General features: G+C 40.4%; 21 protein-coding genes. 9 read left to right on the forward strand and 12 right to left on the reverse strand.

Going from position 1 to position 25,095, the window contains the following annotated elements:
* Nucleotides 1–1,868 (forward strand): ATP-binding protein (locus tag CXF64_RS06710; protein WP_157823664.1); only part of this gene is annotated, 1,868 nt, incomplete at its 5' end.
* Nucleotides 1,869–1,893: 25 nt separating this feature from the next.
* On the opposite strand, the gene CXF64_RS06715 is transcribed toward CXF64_RS06710, so the two are convergent.
* The 6 genes from CXF64_RS06715 to CXF64_RS06740 all read right to left on the reverse strand — a co-directional run bounded on the left by CXF64_RS06715 (nt 1,894) and on the right by CXF64_RS06740 (nt 9,321).
* Complete coding sequence (locus tag CXF64_RS06715) at nt 1,894–2,727, reverse strand: UDP-2,3-diacylglucosamine diphosphatase (RefSeq protein WP_101216634.1); 834 nt, start codon at nt 2,725–2,727, stop codon at nt 1,894–1,896.
* Nucleotides 2,728–3,318: 591 nt separating this feature from the next.
* Complete coding sequence (locus CXF64_RS06720) at nt 3,319–5,043, reverse strand: proline--tRNA ligase (RefSeq protein ID WP_101216635.1); 1,725 nt, start codon at nt 5,041–5,043, stop codon at nt 3,319–3,321.
* An 89-nt stretch (nt 5,044–5,132) separates the two neighbouring features.
* On the reverse strand, nt 5,133–5,837 hold the full coding sequence (gene tsaA, locus CXF64_RS06725) for a tRNA (N6-threonylcarbamoyladenosine(37)-N6)-methyltransferase TrmO (RefSeq protein ID WP_101216636.1): 705 nt from the start codon (nt 5,835–5,837) through the stop codon (nt 5,133–5,135).
* A gap of 412 nt (nt 5,838–6,249) precedes the next feature.
* A complete protein-coding gene (locus CXF64_RS06730) occupies nt 6,250–6,819 on the reverse strand; it encodes an outer membrane beta-barrel protein (protein WP_007586810.1) in 570 nt (189 codons plus the stop codon).
* Between the two features lie 258 nt (nt 6,820–7,077).
* Nucleotides 7,078–7,542 carry an acyl-CoA thioesterase gene (locus CXF64_RS06735; protein WP_007586808.1) on the reverse strand — a complete coding sequence of 155 codons (465 nt, stop codon included), beginning with the start codon at nt 7,540–7,542 and terminating at the stop codon, nt 7,078–7,080.
* Nucleotides 7,543–7,674: 132 nt separating this feature from the next.
* Nucleotides 7,675–9,321: an electron transfer flavoprotein-ubiquinone oxidoreductase gene (locus tag CXF64_RS06740; RefSeq protein WP_101216637.1), complete on the reverse strand. Its 1,647-nt coding sequence runs from the start codon at nt 9,319–9,321 to the stop codon at nt 7,675–7,677.
* 221 nt (nt 9,322–9,542) lie between these two features.
* Between CXF64_RS06740 and CXF64_RS06745 the strand changes: the two genes are divergently transcribed.
* Nucleotides 9,543–10,292 (forward strand): electron transfer flavoprotein subunit beta/FixA family protein, encoded by a 750-nt coding sequence (locus tag CXF64_RS06745; RefSeq protein ID WP_101216638.1) that lies wholly within the window; start codon nt 9,543–9,545, stop codon nt 10,290–10,292.
* A complete protein-coding gene (locus CXF64_RS06750) occupies nt 10,293–11,219 on the forward strand; it encodes an electron transfer flavoprotein subunit alpha/FixB family protein (RefSeq protein WP_101216639.1) in 927 nt (308 codons plus the stop codon).
* 140 nt (nt 11,220–11,359) lie between these two features.
* Here CXF64_RS06750 and asnS read toward each other — a convergent pair whose 3' ends face one another.
* Nucleotides 11,360–12,757, reverse strand: a complete 1,398-nt coding sequence (gene asnS, locus CXF64_RS06755) for an asparagine--tRNA ligase (RefSeq protein ID WP_010552735.1) — start codon at nt 12,755–12,757, stop codon at nt 11,360–11,362.
* A gap of 297 nt (nt 12,758–13,054) precedes the next feature.
* Between asnS and CXF64_RS06760 the strand changes: the two genes are divergently transcribed.
* Nucleotides 13,055–13,489, forward strand: a complete 435-nt coding sequence (locus CXF64_RS06760) for an ATP-binding protein (protein ID WP_007586798.1) — start codon at nt 13,055–13,057, stop codon at nt 13,487–13,489.
* A gap of 90 nt (nt 13,490–13,579) precedes the next feature.
* On the opposite strand, the gene CXF64_RS06765 is transcribed toward CXF64_RS06760, so the two are convergent.
* From CXF64_RS06765 to bioA, 5 genes are all read right to left on the reverse strand, one after another.
* Nucleotides 13,580–14,596, reverse strand: coding sequence for an ABC transporter ATP-binding protein (locus tag CXF64_RS06765; RefSeq protein WP_101216640.1), 1,017 nt, complete (start codon nt 14,594–14,596; stop codon nt 13,580–13,582).
* Between the two features lie 14 nt (nt 14,597–14,610).
* On the reverse strand, nt 14,611–16,110 hold the full coding sequence (locus CXF64_RS06770; RefSeq protein WP_024589223.1) for an ABC transporter permease: 1,500 nt from the start codon (nt 16,108–16,110) through the stop codon (nt 14,611–14,613).
* Nucleotides 16,110–17,150, reverse strand: a complete 1,041-nt coding sequence (locus CXF64_RS06775; RefSeq protein ID WP_010552741.1) for an extracellular solute-binding protein — start codon at nt 17,148–17,150, stop codon at nt 16,110–16,112. Before CXF64_RS06775 ends, CXF64_RS06770 begins: the two co-directional genes overlap by 1 nt.
* Nucleotides 17,151–17,963, reverse strand: coding sequence for a hypothetical protein (locus tag CXF64_RS06780; protein ID WP_101216641.1), 813 nt, complete (start codon nt 17,961–17,963; stop codon nt 17,151–17,153).
* A gap of 171 nt (nt 17,964–18,134) precedes the next feature.
* Nucleotides 18,135–19,436: an adenosylmethionine--8-amino-7-oxononanoate transaminase gene (bioA, locus tag CXF64_RS06785; RefSeq protein WP_101216642.1), complete on the reverse strand. Its 1,302-nt coding sequence runs from the start codon at nt 19,434–19,436 to the stop codon at nt 18,135–18,137.
* A 93-nt stretch (nt 19,437–19,529) separates the two neighbouring features.
* Between bioA and bioB the strand changes: the two genes are divergently transcribed.
* The 5 genes from bioB to CXF64_RS06810 all read left to right on the forward strand — a co-directional run bounded on the left by bioB (nt 19,530) and on the right by CXF64_RS06810 (nt 25,026).
* Entirely contained in the window at nt 19,530–20,570 is a 1,041-nt protein-coding gene (bioB, locus tag CXF64_RS06790; RefSeq protein WP_010552743.1) for a biotin synthase BioB, read from the forward strand.
* 10 nt (nt 20,571–20,580) lie between these two features.
* Complete coding sequence (locus tag CXF64_RS06795) at nt 20,581–21,732, forward strand: aminotransferase class I/II-fold pyridoxal phosphate-dependent enzyme (RefSeq protein WP_101216643.1); 1,152 nt, start codon at nt 20,581–20,583, stop codon at nt 21,730–21,732.
* Nucleotides 21,729–22,592, forward strand: coding sequence for a methyltransferase domain-containing protein (locus tag CXF64_RS06800; RefSeq protein ID WP_101216644.1), 864 nt, complete (start codon nt 21,729–21,731; stop codon nt 22,590–22,592). The genes CXF64_RS06795 and CXF64_RS06800 overlap by 4 nt, the downstream gene beginning before the upstream one ends.
* Nucleotides 22,593–22,620: 28 nt before the next feature.
* Nucleotides 22,621–23,304 carry a dethiobiotin synthase gene (gene bioD, locus CXF64_RS06805; RefSeq protein WP_101216645.1) on the forward strand — a complete coding sequence of 228 codons (684 nt, stop codon included), beginning with the start codon at nt 22,621–22,623 and terminating at the stop codon, nt 23,302–23,304.
* A gap of 123 nt (nt 23,305–23,427) precedes the next feature.
* Nucleotides 23,428–25,026 (forward strand): FAD-dependent oxidoreductase, encoded by a 1,599-nt coding sequence (locus CXF64_RS06810; protein ID WP_101216646.1) that lies wholly within the window; start codon nt 23,428–23,430, stop codon nt 25,024–25,026.
* Nucleotides 25,027–25,095 lie beyond the last annotated feature (69 nt).

The raw sequence follows: 25,095 nt of genomic DNA on the forward strand, positions 1-25,095 counted from the left end.
TTGGTAATTCAATCTCAGGCACTAGCCCTGACTTTGTTTCTTTATTTAACTTAAATGAAGCCGATAATAACTGTATAGAAGAGACTATTTCAAACGGATCAAAAATGCCGTTTGAAGCTATCTACACAGATGGTTATGGCAACAAACAATACTTTTCAATTACACTCAGTAGTATTTTTGATGTCTACAATAACCGTTATCAGGTAGCGGCTATTTTAAGAAATATTAGTTCATTAAAAAATACTCAATCAGAGCTTGAAGGCTTAAACAGTACTTTAGAGCTAAAAGTCTCACAAAGAACTGTTGAGCTAGAGCGAGCAATTGATCAAGCATTAGCAGCGAGCCAAGCAAAAAGTGACTTTGTAGCAAATATATCTCACGAAATACGCACACCGATGAATGGCGTTTTGGGTATGCTTGAAATGCTCAAAGAAGATGGCTTAAGTGAACAACAATACCATTACTTAAAATTAGCTAATAGTAGTGCTAACTCTCTGATGAATTTGATTAACGATATTCTCGATTTTTCTAAAATTGAAGCGGGTAAGCTTGATATTGATAATCATACATTTGATGTTGTTACAGTATGTAGCGATATGATTAGCTCTTTAGCGTTACAGGGCCAGCGCAAAGGTCTTGAAGTATTCTTAGATACAAAAGATGTAGTAGATAGAATGGTTATTGGCGACAGCCATCGACTAAAACAAATTTTAATTAACTTAGTTAATAATGCATTTAAATTTACCCACCGAGGCGAAGTAAGTTTAACTGTCGGCTCTAAGTACATTACCGACTCAAAGTTATTAATGAGCTTTACAATAAAAGACACGGGTATTGGTATAGCGCCAGAGAACATAGACAAACTATTTGAAGTGTTTACACAAGAAGATTCAAGTACAACCCGTCATTTTGGTGGTACAGGCTTAGGCTTATCTATATGTAAAAAACTTGCTCAGTTAATGGGTGGTAATATTACGGTTATAAGTGAAAAGGGTGCTGGTAGTACCTTTACCGCAACAGTTGAGCTACATGTAGCACAAGAGAAAAAACTAAACACAGGTATTGAACTTGCTACAAGTATTAACGTAGCGGCATTAATAGCGCGCGATAACGTTTATAAAAACGTGTGCGATTTATTGCTACTAACCTGTAAAGTAAATGCAGAAAACATTGTAAGACTCGACTACTTTAGTGAGCATAAAGAGTTTGAAGCTGACTTATTATTGATTGACGATGAGCATCCTCAAATTGATGCGTTAATTGATTACTGTAAGCAGTTTAATAAAAAGTACGTCTTAATTTTACGCGACATGGTGACCGATAAACCAACTAAAATGGTGTTACCTGAAGGTAGCCATATTTTAAATAAACCGCTTACCCAAGATCAATTCAGCTATAAGTTAGCCAGCTTATTTGGTGCTAGTAATGACTGTATTATAGCGCCACCCAAGGGCTTAACAGAAGAACAAGTAGAGCCTGACCTTTCTGCTTATCATATATTATTAGTAGACGATAATATGATAAACATTGAAGTAGCTAAGGCGATTTTAAAACGTACTAAAGTAAAAATCACCTGTGCATCAGATGGCGTAGAAGCATTAGAAGCATTGAGAGAAAACACAGAACAATCCTTTGATGTAATTTTAATGGACTGCCAAATGCCTAATCTAAATGGGTACGATACAACAAGTGAAATCAGAAATAGTAAAGCCGGAGTCGATTACACACACATTCCTATTATTGCTATGACAGCAAGCGCGATGGAAGGTGATAGAGAGCGTTGTTTAACTGCAGGCATGAACGACTATATTACTAAACCAATCAAGCCAAGAACGCTAAAAGATAAGTTAATCACCTGGCTAAGTTAATAGTTATTAATTGAGAATCAGCTGCTTATGCAGCTGATTTTTTTGGTTTAGCATTTGTTGATATATTTAACTTTGTTATGTCGGTGCTATCGAGTACGGATTGTGTGTCTGACCAATGTAGTAATTCAATTTTTCCATCTTGCTGCTCTACCAGCGCTGTACAGCTCTCAATCCAATCTCCATCGTTACAATACATAATTCCGTCATCAATTTTTATTTTGGGATGATGAATGTGTCCACAAATAATACCGTCTACGTTTTGCTTTTTAGCTTCATGAATTGCGGCATCTTCGAAGGCTTTAATTGCTTCACGTGCTTTGTGTACGCGAGCTTTTATCCATGATGCAAGCGAGTAGTAATTACCACCAAATAGCTTTCGAATACGATTGGTCCAGCGGTTTAAAAATAATAAAAAGTCGTATCCTGCATCGCCCGCGATACTAATAAGTTTGTTATAGCGTGTCGCGGAATCAAAATCATCACCGTGTACGAGTAAAAAACGTTTATTAGCTTTAGTGGTGTGAATAAACTGCTGGTGGATTTCAATACCAAATAACGTTTGATTTATATAGTTCCTAAACGTTTCGTCATGATTACCGGGTATATAAATGATGCGTGTACCATTAACTGCTTTTTGTTGTATACAGCTCAATACTTGATAATGCGAAGGGTGCCAATAAAACTGTCTTTTCATCGACCATAAATCAATAATATCACCCACTAAATAAAGTGTGTCGGATTCTACCGAGTTTAAAAAATTGAGCAAATAATCGGCTTTACAGTCTTTGTAACCTAAATGAACATCTGATATCCAAATAGTAGGGTAGTGTTGTTTCTTACGCTGTTGATTGTTTGTCATGCCCGTTATCCATAGTGTAATAATTAACACTGTAGATAAACCCAATGACACTTATGAGACACTTTAGCGAAGTCTCTATGACAATTTATACAAAGTCATGAAATTAAAATATTTATATAGAGCTAGGGCGTGTTGACCTTTCGTGATTGATTTTACAGCAGACTGTTTGGTTTTTAGGCATGGAAGATCATATGTAGCGTGGTTATTCCCCATAAATAGGCGATAACGCAGTATAAATGCCAAACATGCGCTGCCCTTTGAGTTCTTATAGGGACTATTAGCTCTTTGTTGCCTACATAGATGTCGGTAAGGGGCGTAAGCAGGACGCGGAAGCTTTGCTCGGCTTTACTTATTCTTACATGGATGTAAGTCAGTAGAATAACGCAGGAGCAATTATCGAGTCTACTAGGTTGCAAACTTCGAGCTGCGATTAAATCGTCCCTAGATTGAACAAATTTCAACCCACGAGATCAACACGCCTTAGGAAAGGTGAGTTGATGATCAGCTACCATTACGCATTGCTATTAATTGCGCATAAAAAAGGCCGCATTTTAAATGCGGCCTTATAGTCTGTTCTAAGCGTGGGTGTTATTAACCTTTAACGGCTGCTTTAATTGCATCAATTGCTGTATCGATATCAATCATTAGCTTTTCACCTGTACGGCGGTTTTTAAGCTCAACTTTATTCTCGTCAAGGTTACGCTCACCAATTACTAGCGTAAATGGCACACCAATTAGCTCCATGTCATTAAACATAACGCCAGGGCGCTCTTTACGATCATCAAATAACACATCAAGACCTGCATCTTTTAAACCTTGGTAAAGGTTATTTGCAATATCAGGAATACGATGCGATTTGTGCATGTTCATTGGAACAATTGCTAAATCGAATGGCGCGATTGATTTTGGCCAAATGATCCCGTATTGATCGTTGTTCTGCTCAATAGCAGCGGCAACAATACGTGAAACACCAATACCGTAACAACCCATAGTCATGGTTTGGTTTTTACCACCTTCGTTTAATACACCCGCTTTCATCGCTTCTGAGTATTTAGTGCCAAGTTGGAAAATATGACCTACCTCAATACCACGTTTAATTTGTAAAACGCCTTGGCCACATGGGCTCATATCGCCTTCAACAATATTACGAATATCAGCAACTTCGTAATCAGTTACGTCACGATCCCAGTTAATACCGCTGTAATGCTCATCGTCTTTATTTGCACCGGCAACAAAATCAGCAAGTATGTTAGCTGTTCTATCAACAATAATAGGCATAGATAAGCCGACAGGGCCTAATGAGCCAGGTTTTGCGCCAATAGCAGCAACAATATCTGTCTCTGTTGCCATTTCAAGCGGAGAGTCTACTAATGGGTGCTTTTCAGCTTTTAGTTCATTTAATTCGTGATCGCCACGCAGTACTAGGGCTACTAAACCGCGTACTTCGTTTTCATCAGGCGTACCATAAACAATTAACGTTTTAACACCGCGATGTGGCTTAACACCGTAGTGTTTTTTAAGCTCGTTAATCGTTTTAGCATCAGGCGTTGGAAACGCTTTAAGCTCTTTTGATGCTTCAGGGCGAGGCTCGCTTGGTGCCAGTGCTTCTGCTTTTTCAATATTAGCGGCGTAATCACTGCCGTCACTAAATGCAATTGCATCTTCGCCCGACTCAGCAAGTACATGAAACTCGTGCGATACGCTACCACCAATAGAGCCTGTATCGGCTATAACAGGGCGGTAATCAAGGCCTAAACGCTCAAAAATATTACAATATGCTTTGTGCATCGCTTGATAAGTCGCATCTAAACACTCTTCACTTAAGTGAAAAGAGTAGGCATCTTTCATTGTAAATTCACGAGCACGCATTACACCAAAACGAGGACGACGTTCGTCGCGTACTTTAGTTTGTACTTGGTATAAAGTAACTGGTAATTGCTTGTAGCTGCTTATTTCTTTACGTACGAAATCAGTTATTACTTCTTCGTGTGTTGGACCAAGTGCAAACGTACGGTTATGACGGTCTGTAAAGCGCATAAGCTCAGGACCAAATTCATTCCAACGGCCAGACTCTTCCCACAAATCAGCCGGTTGAATAACAGGCATTAGCATTTCAATTGCACCCGCTTTGTCCATCTCTTCACGTACAATGTTTTCTACTTTACGTAGCACGCGTAAACCAGAGGGTAACCAAGTGTATAAACCCGAAGCGACGCGGCGGATCATACCGGCTCTAAGCATTAACTGATGCGATACGATTTCAGCATCTGATGGCGTTTCTTTAAGTGTTGCGAGTATATATTGGCTTGTACGCATGTTTTTTCCGAAATAGAGTAATTATATTCTTTTAATAGAGCTTAAGTTTACCAGCGGATGCTTTTACACTAAAGCGCTAACTGAGTTATTTAGTTTTTTTCTATACTTGTAACTACGTTATGTTCGCCATTGACTTGCCAGCAAATATTATAATTATACAAAGTCATGCCATAGCTCTGCTCGCCGTCTTTTTGTTTTTTATATGCAGGGCGGGGATCTTGTTTTAAAACATTGGCAATAAAATCATGTAAATCTGGGTATTGTGTTTGCGCATTAACAAACTCAATTGCTTGAGGGCTAAATTCAACCGTCATTTGTGTTTCTGGGCGCGTGTCAGCAAAGCCAGCACTTGCATCCGGCATAGAGTCTGAGTACGGCAAATACGGTTTTATGTCAATAATCGGTGTGCCATCAAGTAAATCAATACCAGCGAGTAATAAGCTAAGTTGTCCGTTTTTATATTCAATACCTTCAAGTTTTACGGCGCTCATTCCAATTGCGTTTGGTCTGAATGTAGCGCGGGTCGCAAATACACCTTTTCGCTCATTGCCACCCAAACGAGGCGGGCGCACCATGGCAGAATAACCTTTATCAGCTGTTTCATGAAAACGAAATAACAACCAAATATGAGTAAATTCATCTAAACCACGTACAAACTCTTCGCGATTAAAATCGGGGGCAAATATAAGCTTTGCTTTAGCTTGTGGCACTAAACGTGGTTGCCTAGGTATAGCAAACTTTTGTTTATAAGGAGATTGAATGTGGCCAATAGCCGAAATGGTATAATCGCTCATAGTACTCGGGTACAAATAAAATAGAGCGCTATTCTACCCGCATTTAGCATTTATGGCATTAATGTAAGCAAGTTTATTGCGTATACAATTTTATTAAAAATATGATTATTCTACTGCATTAAATAGCGCACTTACTTTGTTAGGAATTATTCATAGCTGACTGCATGGATGCAGGAGGTAGAGCAATGCAGGGAGCAATTTGTGATAACAACTATATATTATAATTTTGCCTTGTTATTGCGCTATTTTCTTAGTGCTATAATAGAATACTTATTTAATGCACTTGGCATTATAGACCACACGGTTTAAAGTTATTTATTAGACTGATTGGTTTATATTAATATATTTAAAGAGGGCCTAAAACAAAAAAGGTAAGCCCTAAGGCTTACCTTTTATACATGCTAAAAACTAATTAAAACATGTATTGAACTGATACAGACGCTACATCCATATCTGGGTCAATATCGTCATCAAGTTTATAGCGTTCGTACTCTAAACGAAACTGTACATTTGTTGTAAGCGCGTATTCAATACCAGCGCCGTAAAATGCATCACCACCATCTGTAGACGCTGATACGCCACCTACTGGTAAATCTTGTGTGTAATCTGCATCCCATTCAAGCCAACCGCCTTTTGCATACACAGAAAAGCTTTCTGTTATAGGGTAGCCCAAACGTGCGGCAAGCGATACGCCATCAATTTCAGCTTTGCTGTCTATATCACTTACTTCATCAAAGTTTTGATAAGCAAGCTCTAAGCTTAAGTACTCATTAAATTGTGCACCAACGTAACCCTTAAGCATTTGTGCATCGTCGTCAAAGTCAGTGTCGTTGTCACTGTCTTCAAATTCAAAAGAATATTGACCGTAACCGATACCAGTATAAATACGTGGAGAATCGAAATCAGAAATGTCAGCGTGTGCTGCAGAGTTAAAACCCAGTGTTGCTAGTGCAATAGCTGAAAGAGAAAGTGTTTTAATCATTGAATAGCTCCTTTACAAAAAATAATCAAATGCTTGATTTCATTAATCAAACTTCAATTATCTACTTGCAGCGAGCGTGCCAATATTAAAATGAATTAAAAACACGCCTTAATTAATTCTTTTGTATTGGTTTTTACGGTATTTAGCGTGTTTTATAATCAAAGTGAACTTTTGTGTAATTGAGTACTCTAAAATAAGTTGTATGTTTTACAAAGTATAATGAGTTTTTTACATAGCCTGAATTATTTAAACTAGTAATTACACTGTATGAAGCAAGTTTTCTGTTTCAATTGCTATTTCTTTCATTTTTATAGCGTAATTTTCTAATTTAATATCTTCTTCTGTTACAGCTTTAAACGAAGGCACTTCTATAGGGTAGCCCGTTTCATCCATTGCAATAAAGCTGATAACACAATGATTTGTTTCAACCATATTTTGTGTTTTTGGATCGCCACAACGCACTTGTATAAATATTTGCATGCTACTTCTACCCGTATGGGCAATTTTAGCTTCTACTTCGACTATTTGACCCACTAAAATTGGGCGTCTAAATTTAACACCCGCAACCGAAACCGTTACGCAGTAGTGACCACTCCAACCCGCAGCACATGCATAGCCTGCTTGGTCAATCCATTTCATGACGGCCCCACCATGAACTTTACCACCAAAATTAACATCGGTAGGCTCTGCTAAAAAACGAAAAACAACTTTTGACGACGGCATAGATAACACTCTTATTATTAAAACTACTATTAGCATAACGTAAAAAAGGGGCCGAAGCCCCTGCAATTTAGGATATGTTTATAATTTATATGTAAAAAAAGTGACTATATGTGTATATAACGCATAATTTAGTTACATATTTGGGTAGTTTGGCCCACCAGCACCTTCTGGAGTTACCCAGGTAATGTTTTGGCTTGGGTCTTTAATATCGCAGGTTTTACAATGCACACAGTTTTGAGCGTTAATAACAAACTCTTTATTGCCTGCTATTTCTTGTACTTCGTAAACGCCAGCAGGGCAATAACGCTGTGCAGGTTCATCAAATTTCACTAGGTTCACGTTAATAGGAATTGACGCATCTTTGAGCTTTAAATGACACGGCTGTGATTCTTCGTGGTTAGTATTTGATAAAAACACACTTGAGAGTTTATCAAAGCTAAGGTGTCCATCTGGCTTTGGGTACGCTATTTTGTCAGCGGCGTTAGCATCAACAAGGGTAGAGTGATCGGGCGTATTATCTTTAAATGTAAACGGTAAACCGCCATTGAAAATATTTTGATCAAGCGTGTTATACGCACCACCTACAAACTTACCGAGCTTGTGCATTGCAGGGCCAAAGTTACGAGATTGATATAACTCTTTATATGCCCACGATTGCTCAAACGCAGTTTGATAATGAGTTAAATCGGTATTTGCCAACTCATTTTGCAATGCTTCAAAAATAACTTCAGCGGCAACCATTCCCGATTTCATTGCAGTGTGATTACCTTTAATTTTTGCAAAATTAAGTGTGCCTGCATCGCACCCTACAAGTAAGCCACCTGCAAAATGCATTTTTGGTAATGAATGTAAACCGCCCTTAGCAATAGCACGCGCACCGTAAGCAATGCGTTCTGCGCCTTCAAGTACGTTTTTAAATACTGGATGGTGCTTCATTCGCTGAAACTCATCGAACGGGCTTAAATGTGGGTTTGAGTAATTTAAGTCAACAATTAAACCTACAACGACTTGGTTGTTTTCACTGTGATACATGAATGCACCACCATTAGTATCGCCGCTAAGTGGCCAACCTGTACCATGAACAACTTTGCCAAGCTCATGCTTACTTTCATCAATTTGCCAAATTTCTTTAAAGCCTAAACCGTAATGCTGCGGCGATGAATCTGCATCAAGTGCAAACTCATTAATTAGCTGCTTACCTAAGTGACCTCGGCAGCCTTCTGCAAATATAGTGTATTTTGCACGAAGCTCCATGCCAGGCATGTAACCGTCTTTTTCATTACCGTCTTTGTCGACACCCATATCACCAGTAATAATGCCTTTTACTGCTTTATCTTCAATTATTAAAGAGTGTGCGCTAAATCCTGGAAAAATCTCTACGCCTAAGCTTTCAGCTTGCTCAGCAAGCCATCGACATACATTACCCATAGATACAATGTAGTTACCGTCATTATGAAATGTTTTTGGTGTAGCAAAGTGGGGGATTGATGTCGCTTTTTGCTCGTTATTAAACCAATAAATTTCATCATTAGTTACTTTGGTTGTAACCGGTGCGCCAAGCGCTTGCCAATTAGGTAGTAGTTCATCCAAAGCTCTGGTTTCAAATACAGCACCAGAGAGTACATGTGCACCTACTTCAGAACCTTTTTCGACTACGCAAATCATGCACTCTTGTTGTTTTTCTTGTGCTAATTGCGCGAGTTTAATTGCACTTGAAAGCCCAGCAGGGCCTGCACCAACAATTACTACATCAAATTCCATGGTTTCACGTTCGACCATAATAACCTCTTTATCTATGACGGACTTATTTGAATGTTTACTACGCATTTAAATAAGGTGTACAGCCTATTTATAACTTTGCAAATTAAACGTTACAGACTGTGAATAGTTAAAGGTTATTTTAGGTTGACGTTTACGTCAACAGGAAGTAGTCTAATTTCATAAAATAAATAGGTTGACGTGCACGTTACCTTGTAGGTTTAAATAATTATGGAGTTCCTATGAAAGTTCTCGTACCAATAAAAAGAGTGATTGATTACAACGTAAAAGCACGCGTTAAAAGTGATAACAGCGACGTTGATTTAACCAACGTTAAAATGGCAATGAACCCGTTTTGTGAGATTGCTATAGAAGAAGCAATTCGCCTTAAAGAAGCCGGTACCGCCACTGAAGTGGTTGCCGTAACTATTGGTCCAAAAGCATCTCAAGAGCAATTGCGCACAGCATTAGCACTGGGTGCCGACAAAGCCATTCACATCGAAACCGATGAAAAGCTCGAGTCACTCCATATTGCAAAGCTACTCGCTAAAATTGTAGAGCAAGAATCTCCTGAACTTATAATTTTAGGTAAACAGTCAATCGATTCAGATAATAACCAGACAGGTCAAATGCTAGCGGCTTTAACTAAACGTGGGCAGGGTACATTTGCATCCAAGGTTGTTATTGAAAATGGCAAAGTAAACGTGACCCGCGAAGTTGATGGGGGCCTGCAAACGGTAGCACTTAATTTACCGGCGGTTGTTACAACTGATTTACGCTTAAACGAGCCTCGTTACGCATCACTGCCAAATATTATGAAAGCCAAACGTAAGCCGCTTGAAGTAATAGCAGCTGATTCGCTTGGTGTTGATTTAACACCGCGTATTCAATTAATAAGTGTAGAAGAGCCAGCTAAACGTACCGCAGGAATTATTGTTGAAGACGTTGCACAGCTTGTAGAAAAATTAAAAACAGAGGCAAAGGTGATTTAAATGAAAACACTCGTAATTGCAGAGCACGACAACGGTGCCTTAAAACCAGAAACCTCAAAAACTATTAACGCTGCAGTAAAAATAGGTTTTCCTGTTGATGTACTTATTGCAGGTAACAGCCTAAGCGCAATGAGCTCACAAGTGGCCAGCATTGATGGCGTAGCTAATGTTTTAGTTGCCGATAATAGCGTTTATGAACATCAGTTAGCTGAGAGCATGACCGATTTAGTTTTATCGCTTAGCGACATCTACAGCCACATTGTTGCAAGTGCTACTACAACAGGCAAAAACTTTATGCCACGTGTTGCTGCGTTATTAGATGTTGCGCAAATTTCTGAAATTATCGCAGTAGTGGACGCCGATACATTTAAACGTCCAATTTATGCAGGTAATGCAATCGCAACAGTTAAATCACTCGACAGTAAAAAAGTAATTACCGTACGTGCTAGTAGCTTTGATTTACAAGGCGAGCAATCAGCAGCGGCTATAACAAGCATTGATACAGTGTCTGATTCGCAATTAAGTAGCTTTGTAAGTGTTGAACAAACAGAGTCTGAACGCCCTGAACTTACGGCTGCCACTGTGGTTATATCGGGTGGTCGCGGTATGCAAAACGGTGAAAACTTTGCACTACTTAATGGTATTGCCGATAAACTCGGTGCTGCGATTGGTGCGTCGCGCGCAGCGGTTGATGCAGGCTTTGTACCTAACGACATGCAAGTTGGGCAAACAGGTAAAATTGTAGCACCTAATTTATACATTGCAGTAGGTATTAGCGGTGCTATTCAGCATTTAGCCGGTATGAAAGACTCAAAAGTAATCGTCGCGATTAATAAAGACCCTGACGCACCTATTTTTCAAGTTGCAGATTACGGGTTAGTGGCTGACTTATTTGAAGTACTGCCACAGCTCGAAAGTGCTTTATAGCGCTTAATTAAGCAAAATTTATTCTGGTTGAAAGCCGTGGTGCTCTTTGAGTGCTGCGGCTTTTTTATTCGGTAAATTAAAGACACAAAAAAACCAGCCAATTGGCTGGTTTTTAGTATTTATAAACGGCTAACTTAGTATTAGTAAGTTGCGCTGCCTTTAGTACGAGGGAAGGCAATAACGTCACGTACGTTGCCCATACCTGTTACATAAGCAACTAAGCGTTCAAAGCCTAAACCAAAGCCTGAGTGCGGCACGCTACCGTATTTACGTAAATCGCGGTACCAGCTGTAATCTTCTTTGTTTAAGCCCATTTCTTCTAAGCGTGCATCAAGTACATCAAGGCGTTCTTCACGTTGTGAACCACCAATGATCTCACCAATACCGGGTGCTACAATGTCCATTGCGGCAACGGTCTTACCGTCTTCGTTTTGGCGCATGTAGAATGCTTTAATGTCACGTGGGTAGTTTTTAATAACTACCGGTGCTTTAAAGTGTTCTTCAGCTAAGTAACGCTCGTGCTCAGACTGTAAATCTACACCCCATTCAACAGCGTACTCAAACTTTTTACCACAGTTTTTAAGGATTTCTACTGCTTCAGTGTAATTTACCTGCGCGAAGTCTTTTTCTACAAATTCTTCCAAACGCGTAATTGCGGTTTTTTCTACACGTTGTGCAAAAAATTCCATGTCATCACGGCGCTCTTCAAGTACGGCTTTAAACACATACTTAAGCATATTTTCAGCAAGTTTTGCGATGTCTTCTAAATCAGCAAACGCAACTTCAGGCTCTACCATCCAAAATTCTGCAAGGTGGCGTGATGTATTTGAATTCTCTGCACGGAATGTTGGGCCAAACGTGTAAATTTTTGACATTGCAGAAGCGTAAGTTTCGCCATTTAACTGGCCAGATACAGTAAGGAATGCTTCTTTACCGAAGAAATCTTCGCTGTAATCAACTTCGCCTTTGTCTGTAAGCGGTAAGTTTTGCATATCAAGCGTAGATACACGAAACATTTCGCCAGCGCCTTCACAGTCACTTGCTGTAATAATTGGCGTGCTGATCCAGTAAAAGCCTTGCTCGTGGTAAAAACGGTGAATAGCTTGTGCTAAACAGTTACGTACACGAGTTACCGCGCCAATCATATTTGTACGAGGGCGAAGGTGAGCGTGCTCACGTAAGTACTCAATGCTGTGGCGCTTTGCCGACATTGGGTATGAATCTGGGTTTTCTACCCAACCTAATACAGTCACTGTATTAGCTTGAATTTCGTAAGATTGACCTTGACCAGCAGATTGTACTAAAACACCAGTAACCGACACAGAACAACCGGCTGTTAAGCTAGTAACTTCATCATAATTATTCAGTGAATTAGGAACTACCGCTTGAATAGGATCAAAACACGAACCGTCATGAACGGCTAAAAATGAAATTCCTGCTTTTGAATCGCGGCGAGTACGGATCCAGCCCTTAATTGTTACTTGGCTGTCTACCGCAACATTGCCTTTTAATAGCTCTGAAATCGCTAAATGGCTCATCTTCACTCCAATGATATAAGTTGCCTAACTATTTTATTTTAACTGTGCGCAGCACTCGGGCATAAATTGCACATAAACGGCGCTGCACTTGAACCCTGTATCTTACCTAGTAAAGTTGAATAAAAAAACTATTGTGGGCAACTCTTTAAAAGTTTTTATGCATGCGGTTTATTTTTAAACAGTTTTTAGAGTTTAATTGCTACTATTATGATTTGTTGCTCTTAAATTTAATGATTTTGTGGCATTATTAACAAACAAATCAAATTACTATTTATTCACACTTAAAAAATCGATGCTATGAAACAAGTTTTTATTTTACGAGGACTACCAGGAAGCGGTAAGTCTTACTACGCGCAAAGCCTTGCTGACGAATTAGGTGGAGTTGACGAAAGCCAATACCTAATCTGCTCAACTGATGATTACTTTATTAATGAGCAGGGCGAATATCATTTCGATAAATTTAAATTGTCGCAATTTCATAATTTAAATTTAGCGCGCTTTATAAATGCACTTGCTCAAGGTATGCCATTGGTAATTGTAGATAACACCAATATTAAAAAGTGGGAATTTATAGCTTACACTCAAGCTGCTGTTGCTTTAGGTTATCAAGTAAAAGAAGTGATAGTGGGTGAAGTGAAAGACAAATCAATGCAGCACTTATATGCTAAACGTAACTCGCATAATGTCCCGCTTAAAACAATAAGCAAAATGGCCTACATGTTTGAGTGGTAGTGCTTCGAATTTAGTTAGTAACATACATAGCAATACCTATTAAAAAGCCCATATATATGGGCTTTTTGGTTTATGTAAGTAAAAAAGTAGTTAAGCTTCTTGTTTATAAACCGCTAGTGGGTGCGAGGTACTTAGTGATACATGCACTTCGTCGCCAGGGTTTACCACAACTTCATGGCTTACTCGACTAGTTACAACAGTAGAGCACGCAAGTTTTACAGCGCACAAGCGGCTGCCACCTTCAAAACGTACCCAAATTACTTCGCCGTTATTGCCAACACTGCTTTGTACAAGTAACACATCGTCTGGTCGAAGTAGTACATCAACGTCGCCACTTTCACAGTCAACGCCATGAGCTGGCGCATTACCAATTGAGGTAGTGGCTTGTCCTTGGCTAAATTGGCCGCTAATAAAGCTGGCTTCACCTAAAAAACGTGCCACAAAGCGATTGTTTGGGGTACTAAAGCAGCGCTCGGGTGTATCGATTTGCTGAATTTTGCCGCCTTTAAGTACACCAACACGATCGCCAACTGAGAGTGCTTCTTCTTGGTCGTGTGTTACCCAAATCGCAGGCACGCCAGCGGCTTTAAGTGCGTTTCTAATATCCCAACGAAGCATGTCTTTAAGGGCTGCATCTAAGTTAGAAAGCGGTTCATCAAGCAAAACAAAGTCAGGTTGGTGGGCTAGGGTGCGCGCAAGTGCTACACGTTGCTTTTGTCCGCCAGAAAGTGTTGCTGGTTTTTTATCTCTAAAATCGCTCAGTCCAAGTAGGTTTATCCAATACTCAGCAGGGGCTGTATCTTTTAATCTAAAGCAAATGTTTTGCTGTACGGTTAAGTGCGGAAATAACGCAAAATCTTGAAACACCATACCTACACTGCGTTTTTCAGGAGGTATTGTTAATTTGGGTGTAGCGCGCCATTTACCCGTGTTTATTTCGCCTTCGCTAATAGGTATAAGGCCAGCAAGGGCTTGTAAAATTGTACTTTTACCACAACCTGTTGGCCCTACAAGCATAAGGATTTCGTTTTCACCTAGCGATAAGTTTAAATCGCTTACTACGCGGTTACTGCCATAATCTATAGACAACTGACTTACAGATAGCATTGTTTATTAAATCCTTAATGTTCAAACTGGTTGCGTTTTTCGCCAGACATCATAATAGCTAACCCGCAGGCAGATATCACTACTAACAATAATCCTGGAATAGCGGCGCGACCAAAATAGCCCGCTTCGTATACACGCCATAAATAGGTAGAAAGGGTTTCAAACCCTGTTGGGCCAAGTAATAGCGTGGCTTCTAGTTCGCGCATTGACTCTAAAAACACCAGTGCTGCACCGGCGATAATACCGCGCATAGTTAAAGGCAGTGTTATACGAGTAAATACTTCACGTGGGCTTGCCCCTAATACGCGCGCAGACTTTACTAAGCTTGGATCTAAGTGTTCGGTGCTTGTTCTAACAGAGCCTACAGCAAGTGGTAAAAATCGCAGCATATAAGCAATAATAAGCAATCCCAGTGTTTGGTATAAAAACGGTAACTGCAAACCACCGTAAACAAGCGCTGTGCCCATTACTATACCCGGAATACCAAAACCAAAGTAAGTAACACGCTCCATTATACGACCCGCTTTTCCACTAAGTGCGGCATGTGCAACGGGGATCGCAACGATAACGGCTACAATTGCCGCAATACCCGATGCATACGTAGAGTTCCACGCAATATTAAAATCAAATGAGCTAAAACCATCACGAGCTAACCAAAGCGAAAATATAGCCAAAGGCAAGCCAATAGCGAGTAGCAAAACAGGTGCAAACGTAATAAATATTGCACTTAACTGTAGTTTGCTTGGGAATAAAATTAACGGGCGACCTTGGCGCTCAGGGGCTGTTTTTATTTGTGATTCAACTAAAAGTAAAAAGCCAACAATAACCATCAGTTGAAGCGAAAGCATGGCTGCGCGCCCTAACGCAAAAGCGTTGTATTCAACGTAAATTACGCGGGTAAACGTATCTAAGCGCATCATTGCGGGCGTGCCAAAGTCTGATAACGTATAAAGCGCTACTAACAAAGAGCCTGCTGCAATACCGTTAACTACGCGCGGTAATATAACTTTAAATATACTTTGCGTCATCGACATACCCAGCGTACGCGCGGCATTAACCATGCTTGCATCAAGGCTTAGTAGGGATGAGCGAGTTGTCATCATTACAAACGGGAAAGTATAAAGCGTCATCACAATTGCAGCGCCTGTTAGGCCATACATTGATGGTGTTTCTATTCCTGTTAAGGTGTTTATTTCGCCACCGGGGCCAAAAGCAGCATAAAGTGTAAACGCGCCAATATAACTGGGGATTGCCAGCGGCGCTGCAAATACAACCAGCCAGAGTTTTTTAAATGGCAAATGCACATACGCGCTAATAAACGCCAGTGGCACACCAATTAAAATAGATCCGAGTACCGTTAAACCCATTAACGATAACGTGTTACCTAAAATTTGAAGATTGTGGGTGTCAAACACTGAGCTTGCATCGCTTGCAAGCACTATTAATACATAAACAGGGGTAAGCGCAACAAGCGCTGCAAGCAGCGCCATTGGATAAGAGGCAGGTATTCTCATTACAATACGCCGCTGCTACGCATCAAATCTATAGTAGGGCGTAAATCAGCAAGCTGTGTTAAATCTACTTTAGGTGGAGAAATATTAGCAAGTGATGGTAGACCCTCAGGTTGGGTAATACCATTTACTAACGGAATTTCGTACGCTTCACTGGCTAAGTAACCTTGTACTTCTTTACTTAGTAAGTAACGCATAAAGTTAGTAGCAAGCGGATCGTCGTTAAGCGCTAATACACCCGATGCATTAACTAAACAGCCCGCATCATTTTGTGTAAATGCTAAATCAAGCTTAGCATCAGGCTTGCCTGATTTTAAACGCAATGTGTAATAATGATTAGCAAAACCAATATCAACTTCACCGCGTTCAACGCCCATAACAACACCTAATTCACCAGCGTATGTTTTAGCGCGTTTTTTAATCTTTTTAAGCCACTTAGCGGTTTTGTCATCGCCTTCTAAAATTCGCATTGCGGTTACAAACGATTGAAAAGAAGCGTAGGCGGGTGCCCAGCCAATACTTAAATCGCTGTCGGCAATTTCCATAATACTTGTTGGAATTTGATCTTTGGTCAAACGCGACGTGTTATATGGCAATGTACGAATACGGCCAGTTACTGGAGCCCACTCTTTATATCTAAATTGTGGTTGTAACTGAGCAGATAAATCACCTGGGATAGGTTGTGCAAGGCCTGCATCGGTTACTAAACCAATCGCGCCTGAATCAACCGCCCAAAATAAATCAGCGCGGCGAACGCCGGCTTTAGCTTCTGCAACAATCGTATTTGCTAAAGCAGCAGTAGGACCTCGGCGTATACCGAGTTTAAAGTCTGGATTTTTTTTCTGGATTGCTTGTAATACGTTTTCATACAAACCACCTTCGCCTCGGCCTAAATAAAGGGTTAACTCGCCTTTAAGCTTTGGTAAATCATCAACAGAAACTGGGTTTGCTATATCAGCGGCTAGCGCACGAGAAAGAGGCAGTGGCAATGAGCCAACCACCCCTAACGCAGCTAGGCCTTGAATAAAGGTCCTACGCTTCACTTAAAATACATCCTTACGGGCTTTTTCGGCTTTTTCTATTAAAACCTTAGCGCGGTCTAATTTTGTTTGCATATCACTGATCACATCGCGTACTTCATCTACGCTTTTGCTGTTTTTAATTGCTAGTGGCAGTGTTACGTTAAAGTCTTTTTCCAGCACTTCAACTAGGTTAGCGTCTTGCTCAATAAGTGTACCTTCAACGCCTTCAAACAGGTGTAGATAAGTATCGTGAACAATTTCAGTTGCTTCGTCTTGTAAACGCTCAGCAAACTTAGCTACTACACGGTCTAATTTGTGCTTAATTTCATCAATTGTGGCACTTTGTGTCATTTGAGTTGTAGCGGTTGCTTTTACAGTGTCTAACAAGCCTTTTTGCTGGAATTTTGCAGCAAGCTTAACAGCCCCAAGGCCTTGCCACAAGGCTATGTTCATCGCTTTTTGCTGTTTACGAACTTCCTCAGCAGGCTGTTTATTATCAATGGCCATTTTTACGCCATAAAGACCCTGCCAAATAGAAGCGTATACCGGTACAAAGTTAGTTTCTATTGCGCTGTGAAACTTAACTGATTCCCAGTATTCAATTAAATCATCAGTTTTTACAGCTTTTGCGCCTTTAGTGTCGTAGTCGCTTACCATGGTATCAACTTTGCCTACCATCCATTCTACTTCTTCTGCGTAACTTTTAAGGTTAGCTTGAAGATGATTAACATGCTCGCCAATAGGGCCGTTAGCTAATACTGGTTGAGCCATAAACGCCGAGGCTAGTAAAAGGCTTGCACCTAAAGTTTTGGCTGGTTTAAATAGTAATTTCATAGCAAAGAAGTCCAAAAAGGTAATTGTAAATGATAGACATTATCATATAGCTAATAGTTAACGAGATCAATAACCACAAACTCGCTTAATAGATAAAAACACTAAATGTAGCGGTAGGTTACAGTAAATAGCGCTATAACCTGTATTAGGATTAGTTATTGAGACCGACTATTAAGCGTAATGCTTGCCTTTAATGGCATTATAAATGGCATCACACAGTGTTTTTATACTTGCATCGTCACTTATATACGGTGGCATAAGGTAAATTAGTTTACCGAATGGACGTATCCATACACCTTGCTCTACAAAATAAGCCTGAATTTTAGCAACATCAACATTGCCAGCAGCCTCGTTTAGTTCAACAACGCCTATTGCACCTAAGGTACGCACATTGGCAACCGCATCTAGTTCACTGCATTTATTAAGTTGTTGTAGCTGGGTGTTTATTTGCTTTATTCGATGTTGCCAGTTTTGCTCAAGTAATAAATCAATACTTGCGCAGGCCGCAGCACAGGCAAGCGGGTTGCCCATAAAAGTGGGGCCGTGCATTAAAACACCTGCTTCACCTTCGCTTATGCCAATGGCTATTTTATTGCTAGTGATAGTGGCCGATAGCGTCATTGAGCCGCCAGTTAATGCTTTACCAATACACATTATATCGGGCTCTATATTGGCGTGCTCTACAGCAAATAATTTACCTGTACGGCCAAAGCCTGTGGCAATTTCGTCGCAAATTAGCAATACGTTATATTGCGTACATAACTTACGCACGCAGGCTAAATAATCAGGGTGATAAAAGTTCATCCCACCCGCGTTTTGTACAATAGGCTCAATTATGAAGGCGGCAACTTGGCTGTGATTTGCTTTAAAGTATTCTTCAAGCTCTTTGGCTTCAGCTTTGTTAAACTCGCCCCTAAATTGACTAACCGGTGCAGGTACAAAAATGTGTTCAGGTAAAAAGCCTGAATATAAACTATGCATTGAGTTAACGGGATCGCATACGCTCATGGCTGCAAAGGTGTCGCCATGGTAGCCCTTGTAAGGCGTCATTAATTTTTGTTTTGTTGTAATACCTTGGCTTAACCAATACTGCAGCGCCATTTTTATTGCTACTTCAACACTTACCGATCCGCTGTCGGCTAAAAACACTTTAGTTAAACTAGGCGGCGTTATATTTACTATTTTTTTGCACAGCTCTACCGCGCTGTTATGCGTAATTCCGCCAAACATAATGTGGCTCATATTATTAATTTGCTCAATCATGGCGTTATTTATAACAGGGTGATTATAGCCATGTATTGCGCTCCACCACGAGGCCATGCCATCGATTAATTGCTCGCCAGTTTCGAGGTGAATAATGTTGTGATTTGCATGTGTAACAGGGTATACCGGAATTGGCTTAGTCATAGATGTATATGGATGCCAAATGTGCTCACGATCAAAATCAAGGTCAATCGTATTCTTTTTAATCATATGTAAACTTTAACTTGATGGGCTTCGTTGACAATGTTACTTCAACTCGTAGACTAAGCCAATATCACCGTTGAGAAAAAATAAGAGAGTATTATGGAACTTGCACCTGTTCGTCACGATTGGACCCACGCTGAAGTTAAAGCATTATTTGAAATGCCATTTAACGATTTACTTTTTAAAGCCGCATCGGTTCACCGTGCTAACTTCAACCCAAATGAAGTGCAAATTTCTACGTTGTTATCAATTAAAACAGGCGCTTGCCCAGAAGATTGTAAGTACTGCCCGCAATCGGGCCATTACAGAACTGATTTAGAACGCGAACGCTTAATAGAAGTAGAAAAAGTAGTAGAGCAAGCGCGCCTTGCAAAACAAAAAGGCGCGACCCGTTTTTGTATGGGCGCTGCATGGTCAGATCCAAAAGACAGAGACATGCCATACATTTCGCAAATGGTTAAAGAAGTAAAAGAGCTAGGGTTAGAAACCTGCATGACGCTGGGTAAACTCACTAACGAAAAAGCTCATGAGCTTCGCGACGCTGGGCTTGATTACTATAACCACAACCTTGACACGTCACCTGAGTATTACGAGCAAATTATATCAACCCGTACTTTTCAAGATAGATTAAATACCATTGACCACGTACGCGATGCTGGTATGAAAGTATGCTCGGGCGGAATAGTCGGTATGGGCGAGCAAGCAAGCGACCGTTATGGGTTACTGATGCAGCTAGCTAATTTGCCACAACAGCCAGAAAGCGTGCCTATTAATATGCTCGTTAAAGTTAAAGGCACACCGCTTGAAAACGCAGACGATTTAGATCACTTTGAATTTGTACGTACCATTGCAACAGCGCGCATTATGATGCCACACAGTTATGTGCGTTTATCGGCAGGGCGTAACGCCATGAACGAGCAAATGCAGTCAATGTGCTTTTTTGCAGGCGCTAACTCAATATTTTATGGCGACAAACTTCTTACCACCGAAAACCCAGACGCTGATGCCGATATGAACCTAATAAAAAAATTAGGCATGAACCCAGAAAAGCGTCACGACTATTCAGACGAAGCAGTAGAAGCTTCGCTTTCATCGCAAGTAGCCGACAAAGCAACGTCTGAATTGTTTTACGAAGCGTAGGCTTATATCAATGCCTTTTGATTTTATAAATACGCATCTGCAGGATCGCCAGCAAGATGCGTTACTTCGTAAACGCCACGTAGTACAACATGCAACAGCGCGCACCATAACGGTTAATAATAAAACCTACCTTAACTTTGCCAGTAACGATTACTTAGGCTTTGGAGATGAGGCTGTTAACCTTAATGACTCCCACGCATTAGGGAGTCACAGCTCAGCATTGGTTACAGGTTATCAGGCGCAACAAAAAACGCTCGAACAATACTTGTGTGAGCAATTTGGTTATGGCGCAGCTATGCTATTTAACTCAGGGTTTAGCGCTAATAGCAGCGTAATTAAAGCGTTATTTCAAGATAAAGCGGCTGCGCAAAGCAGCGCTATTTTTCAAGATAAGTTAAATCATGCAAGCTTGATTGACGGTGCTCTGCATTCTAACGCGGCTTTAGTGCGTTTTAATCACAACGACATGAACCATTTACGTTCACGGCTCGAAAAATCAAAAGCGCAAAACAAGCTTATTATAAGCGAAGGCGTGTTTTCGATGGATGGCGATAGCGCGCCTCTTAAAGAATTACTCGCACTTGCAAAACAGCACAACGCATGGCTGATGATTGATGACGCACACGGCTTTGGTGCATTAGGTAAAACCGGTTTGGGCAGTTGCGAAGCGTTTATTACTCAAACGCTGCCAGATATATTAGTCATTACCTTTGGTAAAGCAGTGGCTAGTAGCGGCGCGTGTGTATTAGGCAGTAAACAGTTTATTGATTATATGCTGCAATTTAATCGCGATTACACCTATTCAACCGCTATGTCGCCGCTTATGGCAAGTCACACATTTGCGCGTATTAAAAGCATAAAAACAGCTGATTATAAACGCGATAAGCTAAATGCCAATATTGCGTTATTTAAGCAACTTGCTAAAACTCACAATATTGCTGTAATGCAATCAAACACAGCCATACAACCCATTGTATTAGGCTGCGCTGAGCAAACGTTGCAAGCGGCAGATAAACTTAAACAACAGGGTATTTGGCTCACTGCAATTAGACCGCCGACGGTTGCACATAACACCTCACGTTTACGCATTACTTTAACCGCCGCACATACCGAGCAAGACATAACGCACTTAGTTAAGCATTTAGTAGGTGCAATAGCATGACTGCTCAGCCAGTATTAAAAACAGACCTAGTGCAAACACAACTTGTAAAACCGTGCCTAGTAAGTAGCGAATTGGATATAGAGTTAAACAAGGATTTAAGCAAGGAGCTTAGAAAGTCTACACAAAGTAAGTTTTCAAAGGCGGCAGCGCGTTATAACACCCATGCAAATGTACAAAAACATGCTGCGAGCGATCTATTTTCACTCATAAAACCAGGCTTTAATAAAAATAAGCTTTGTGTTGATTTAGGCGCAGGCCCGCTTGTTAATACACATACCTTACAAAGTATGTTTGCAAGCGTTATTGCCATGGATTTGAGCATAAGCATGCTGCAAAGTAGTAATTTAACCGCACCAAAAATATGCGCCGATATGGATAACTTACCGCTACAAGCAAACAGTGTTGATGTTATTTACAGTAACTTTGCAGTGCAGTGGTCTGCTAATTTTTCGGCTTTAATGCAGTCACTTTACAACATATTAAAACCAGGCGGGCAGGCGTATATAAGCACTGTGGTAGAGGGCTCACTTAACGAAATAAAAACAGCCTTTGCAGCGCTTGATTCTAACAGCCACATAAATACCTTTAATAGTGAGTTGCATATAAACCAATCAGTCCAAAAAGCAGGGTTTACTATTAACAGCGCTCAAAAACGTATTTACACCGATGAATACACAACACCTTTAAAAGCTATTGCCTCAATTAAAGCTATAGGTGCAACTACGCAAAATCATACCAATACACGTCAGGGGTTACTTACTAAATCGGCGCTACAAAAAGTATGCAGTGCGTATCCGCTTATAAATAACAAAGCATGTGTGTCTTATCATGTGGTGCTGTTATCATTAGAAAAACACTAAATAAGCCCAAAGACATTAAAGGCAACGCATGAAAGAATTTTTTATAACAGGCACCGACACCGATGCCGGAAAAACCCACGTTACCAGTTTGCTATTAAAGTTACTTGCCCAACACAAAAAACAAGCCATTGGCTTTAAACCTCTTGCTGCTGGCTGCGAAATGGCGTTCGATCAACTAGTAAACGCCGATGCTCTAATACTAATGGAAAGCGCAACAGTGAGCGCTAAATACGACGTAGTAAATCCGTTTTCGTTTGCACCACCTATTGCGCCGCACATAGCCGCTGAGCAAGTTGGGATTAGTATTACTGTAGATAAACTAAGTGATGCTTATAAAGATGTAAAACAGCAGGGCGCTAATTACATACTTACCGAAGGCGCTGGTGGCTGGGCGTTACCAATTAATAAAAACGATTATTTATACGACTGGGTTAAAGCAGAAAAAATGCCGGTAATACTCGTTGTAGGTATGAAGCTAGGTTGCTTAAATCATGCATTACTAACCGCTGCGCATATGCAAAGTATAGGAATAAACTGCGTTGGCTGGATTGCAAACCAAGTAGATAAAAACATGGACGAGTACCAAGCAAACCTTGATTCACTTAAAGCACGTTTACCGTTTCCAATACTTGCTATAAGCCCCTACAGCGAGCAAACTCCTAAGTTACAAATATACAAAAGCTTGCTTAGTGCGTTATCTATAAACACTTAAGTGGTTTTTAAAAAAAGTTACTTTTTTAGGTAAATCTTGAAATAGTCAGCCTTAGTACACATATAAACGTTTATAAATACATAGCTTGCTTAAAGACAATGTTACTAAGGACATAACGACTATATGACGCACCCATTTATTGAAAACTACGCCCCAGATGCGCACGTAAGCGCTGAGCCAAAAGCACTAAACTATGGCTTACCTAAAAAACGCGTAGGTATAATAGGTGGAGGCACAGCTGGCGCCACAATAGCCATTAGACTTGCTGCGTTAGGGCTAGAAACTTATGTGCTTGAAAAGAAAAAGTCGTTAATTGATGGCCCTCCAATGTGCCATTTGCATTCGGGTGGCAACTTATATCGTGAAATACCCGACGAAGACTGCATAGATTTACTCAAGCAATGTATAGATATTGCGCGCCTTTATCCTCACACCATCGATGTTCGCCCCACAGTATTTGCAGTGCCTAAACGTGATGACGACTCACCGGAGGACTTATTTCCGCGTTTAGATAAATTAGTAAAAGCCTACAGCGAGCTTGTAGAGCAAGACAGCGCTAACAAAGTATTAGGCGAGCCTGAGTATTATTATCAGTTATATAGTTATGAGCAAATGCTAAGGCTTGCTAAGCAAAAACAAGTAGCCAAGCCCACGTCGTTAGATGAGTGGATGATACCCGTTGCTAAGCATTTAGATTTAGATAAGTTAAAGTTTCCGCTTATTGTTGCACAAGAATATGGCTGGAATATATTTCGTTTATCAGCCAGTGCACAACTCGCCCTTGCACAGTACAAACACGCTCATGTTTTAACAAGCACCAGTGTTAAAAACGTATCGCCAGTTATAAATACCAATAATGATAAGCAAACACTTAAATGGCACATTGAATACCAATCAGAGCCAAGCCTTGATGAACAACCTGATACTAAAACCGATACACAAGCCGATACACAAACCATTGAGGTAGATTACCTTATTAATGCGTGTGGTTTTCAAACCGGTATTATTGACGACCTCGTTGGGGTAGATGTAAAACGCATGGTTGAATTTAAAGCCTCTTACATTACTCATTGGCAAGGTGCTGGTGGGCAAATACCCGAAATAATTATTTATGGTAACCGTGGTACGCCAGAAGGTATGGCGCAGCTAACCCCTTACCCTAATGGTTACTTTCAAATACATGGCATGACTAACAACATTACATTGTTTAATGATGGCTTAGCTGATGCCACGCCAATGAGCGCACAGCCTAAACTTCCCAATAAATACCTGCATTATATTAAAGATGGCTGGGATGAAGCAGCATTGCAAACACGTACCCAAACAGCAATTGATTATGTAGCCGAGTTTGTCCCTGCGTTTAAAACTGCTAGCACACAAAATAATGCCTTGTATGGCGGGCAACAAATCCCGGGTGATGACGACACCTTGCGCGTAGCCGATGTAAGTTTATATTCGCATATTAATTATGCGCGGGCCGAAAATGTTAAAGCATCGTCAACGTTAATAGCGGCAGATCAAATAGTGAGTGAGTTTATAAAATTAGGAATAATAAGTAGCGATCCTGCTGTAAATCATCACCGCAGTACCCACCAATGGTCGTACCTTAAACATAATAGCGGTGACAAAATTGACGAAGTTGCACGCATGTTGGCACACGAGCGTGGTTTTCCAATTGATATGGCAGAGCTAAATAACAGCTTGTTAAAAGTTGATCTATAAGTAAACCTCATACTTAAATTTGCTGTAAAACCCTTCTTAAAAAAATTATCAATAAACACATAAATAACA

Source organism: Pseudoalteromonas sp. GutCa3, assembly GCF_002836155.1.
Classification (GTDB): domain Bacteria; phylum Pseudomonadota; class Gammaproteobacteria; order Enterobacterales; family Alteromonadaceae; genus Pseudoalteromonas; species Pseudoalteromonas arctica.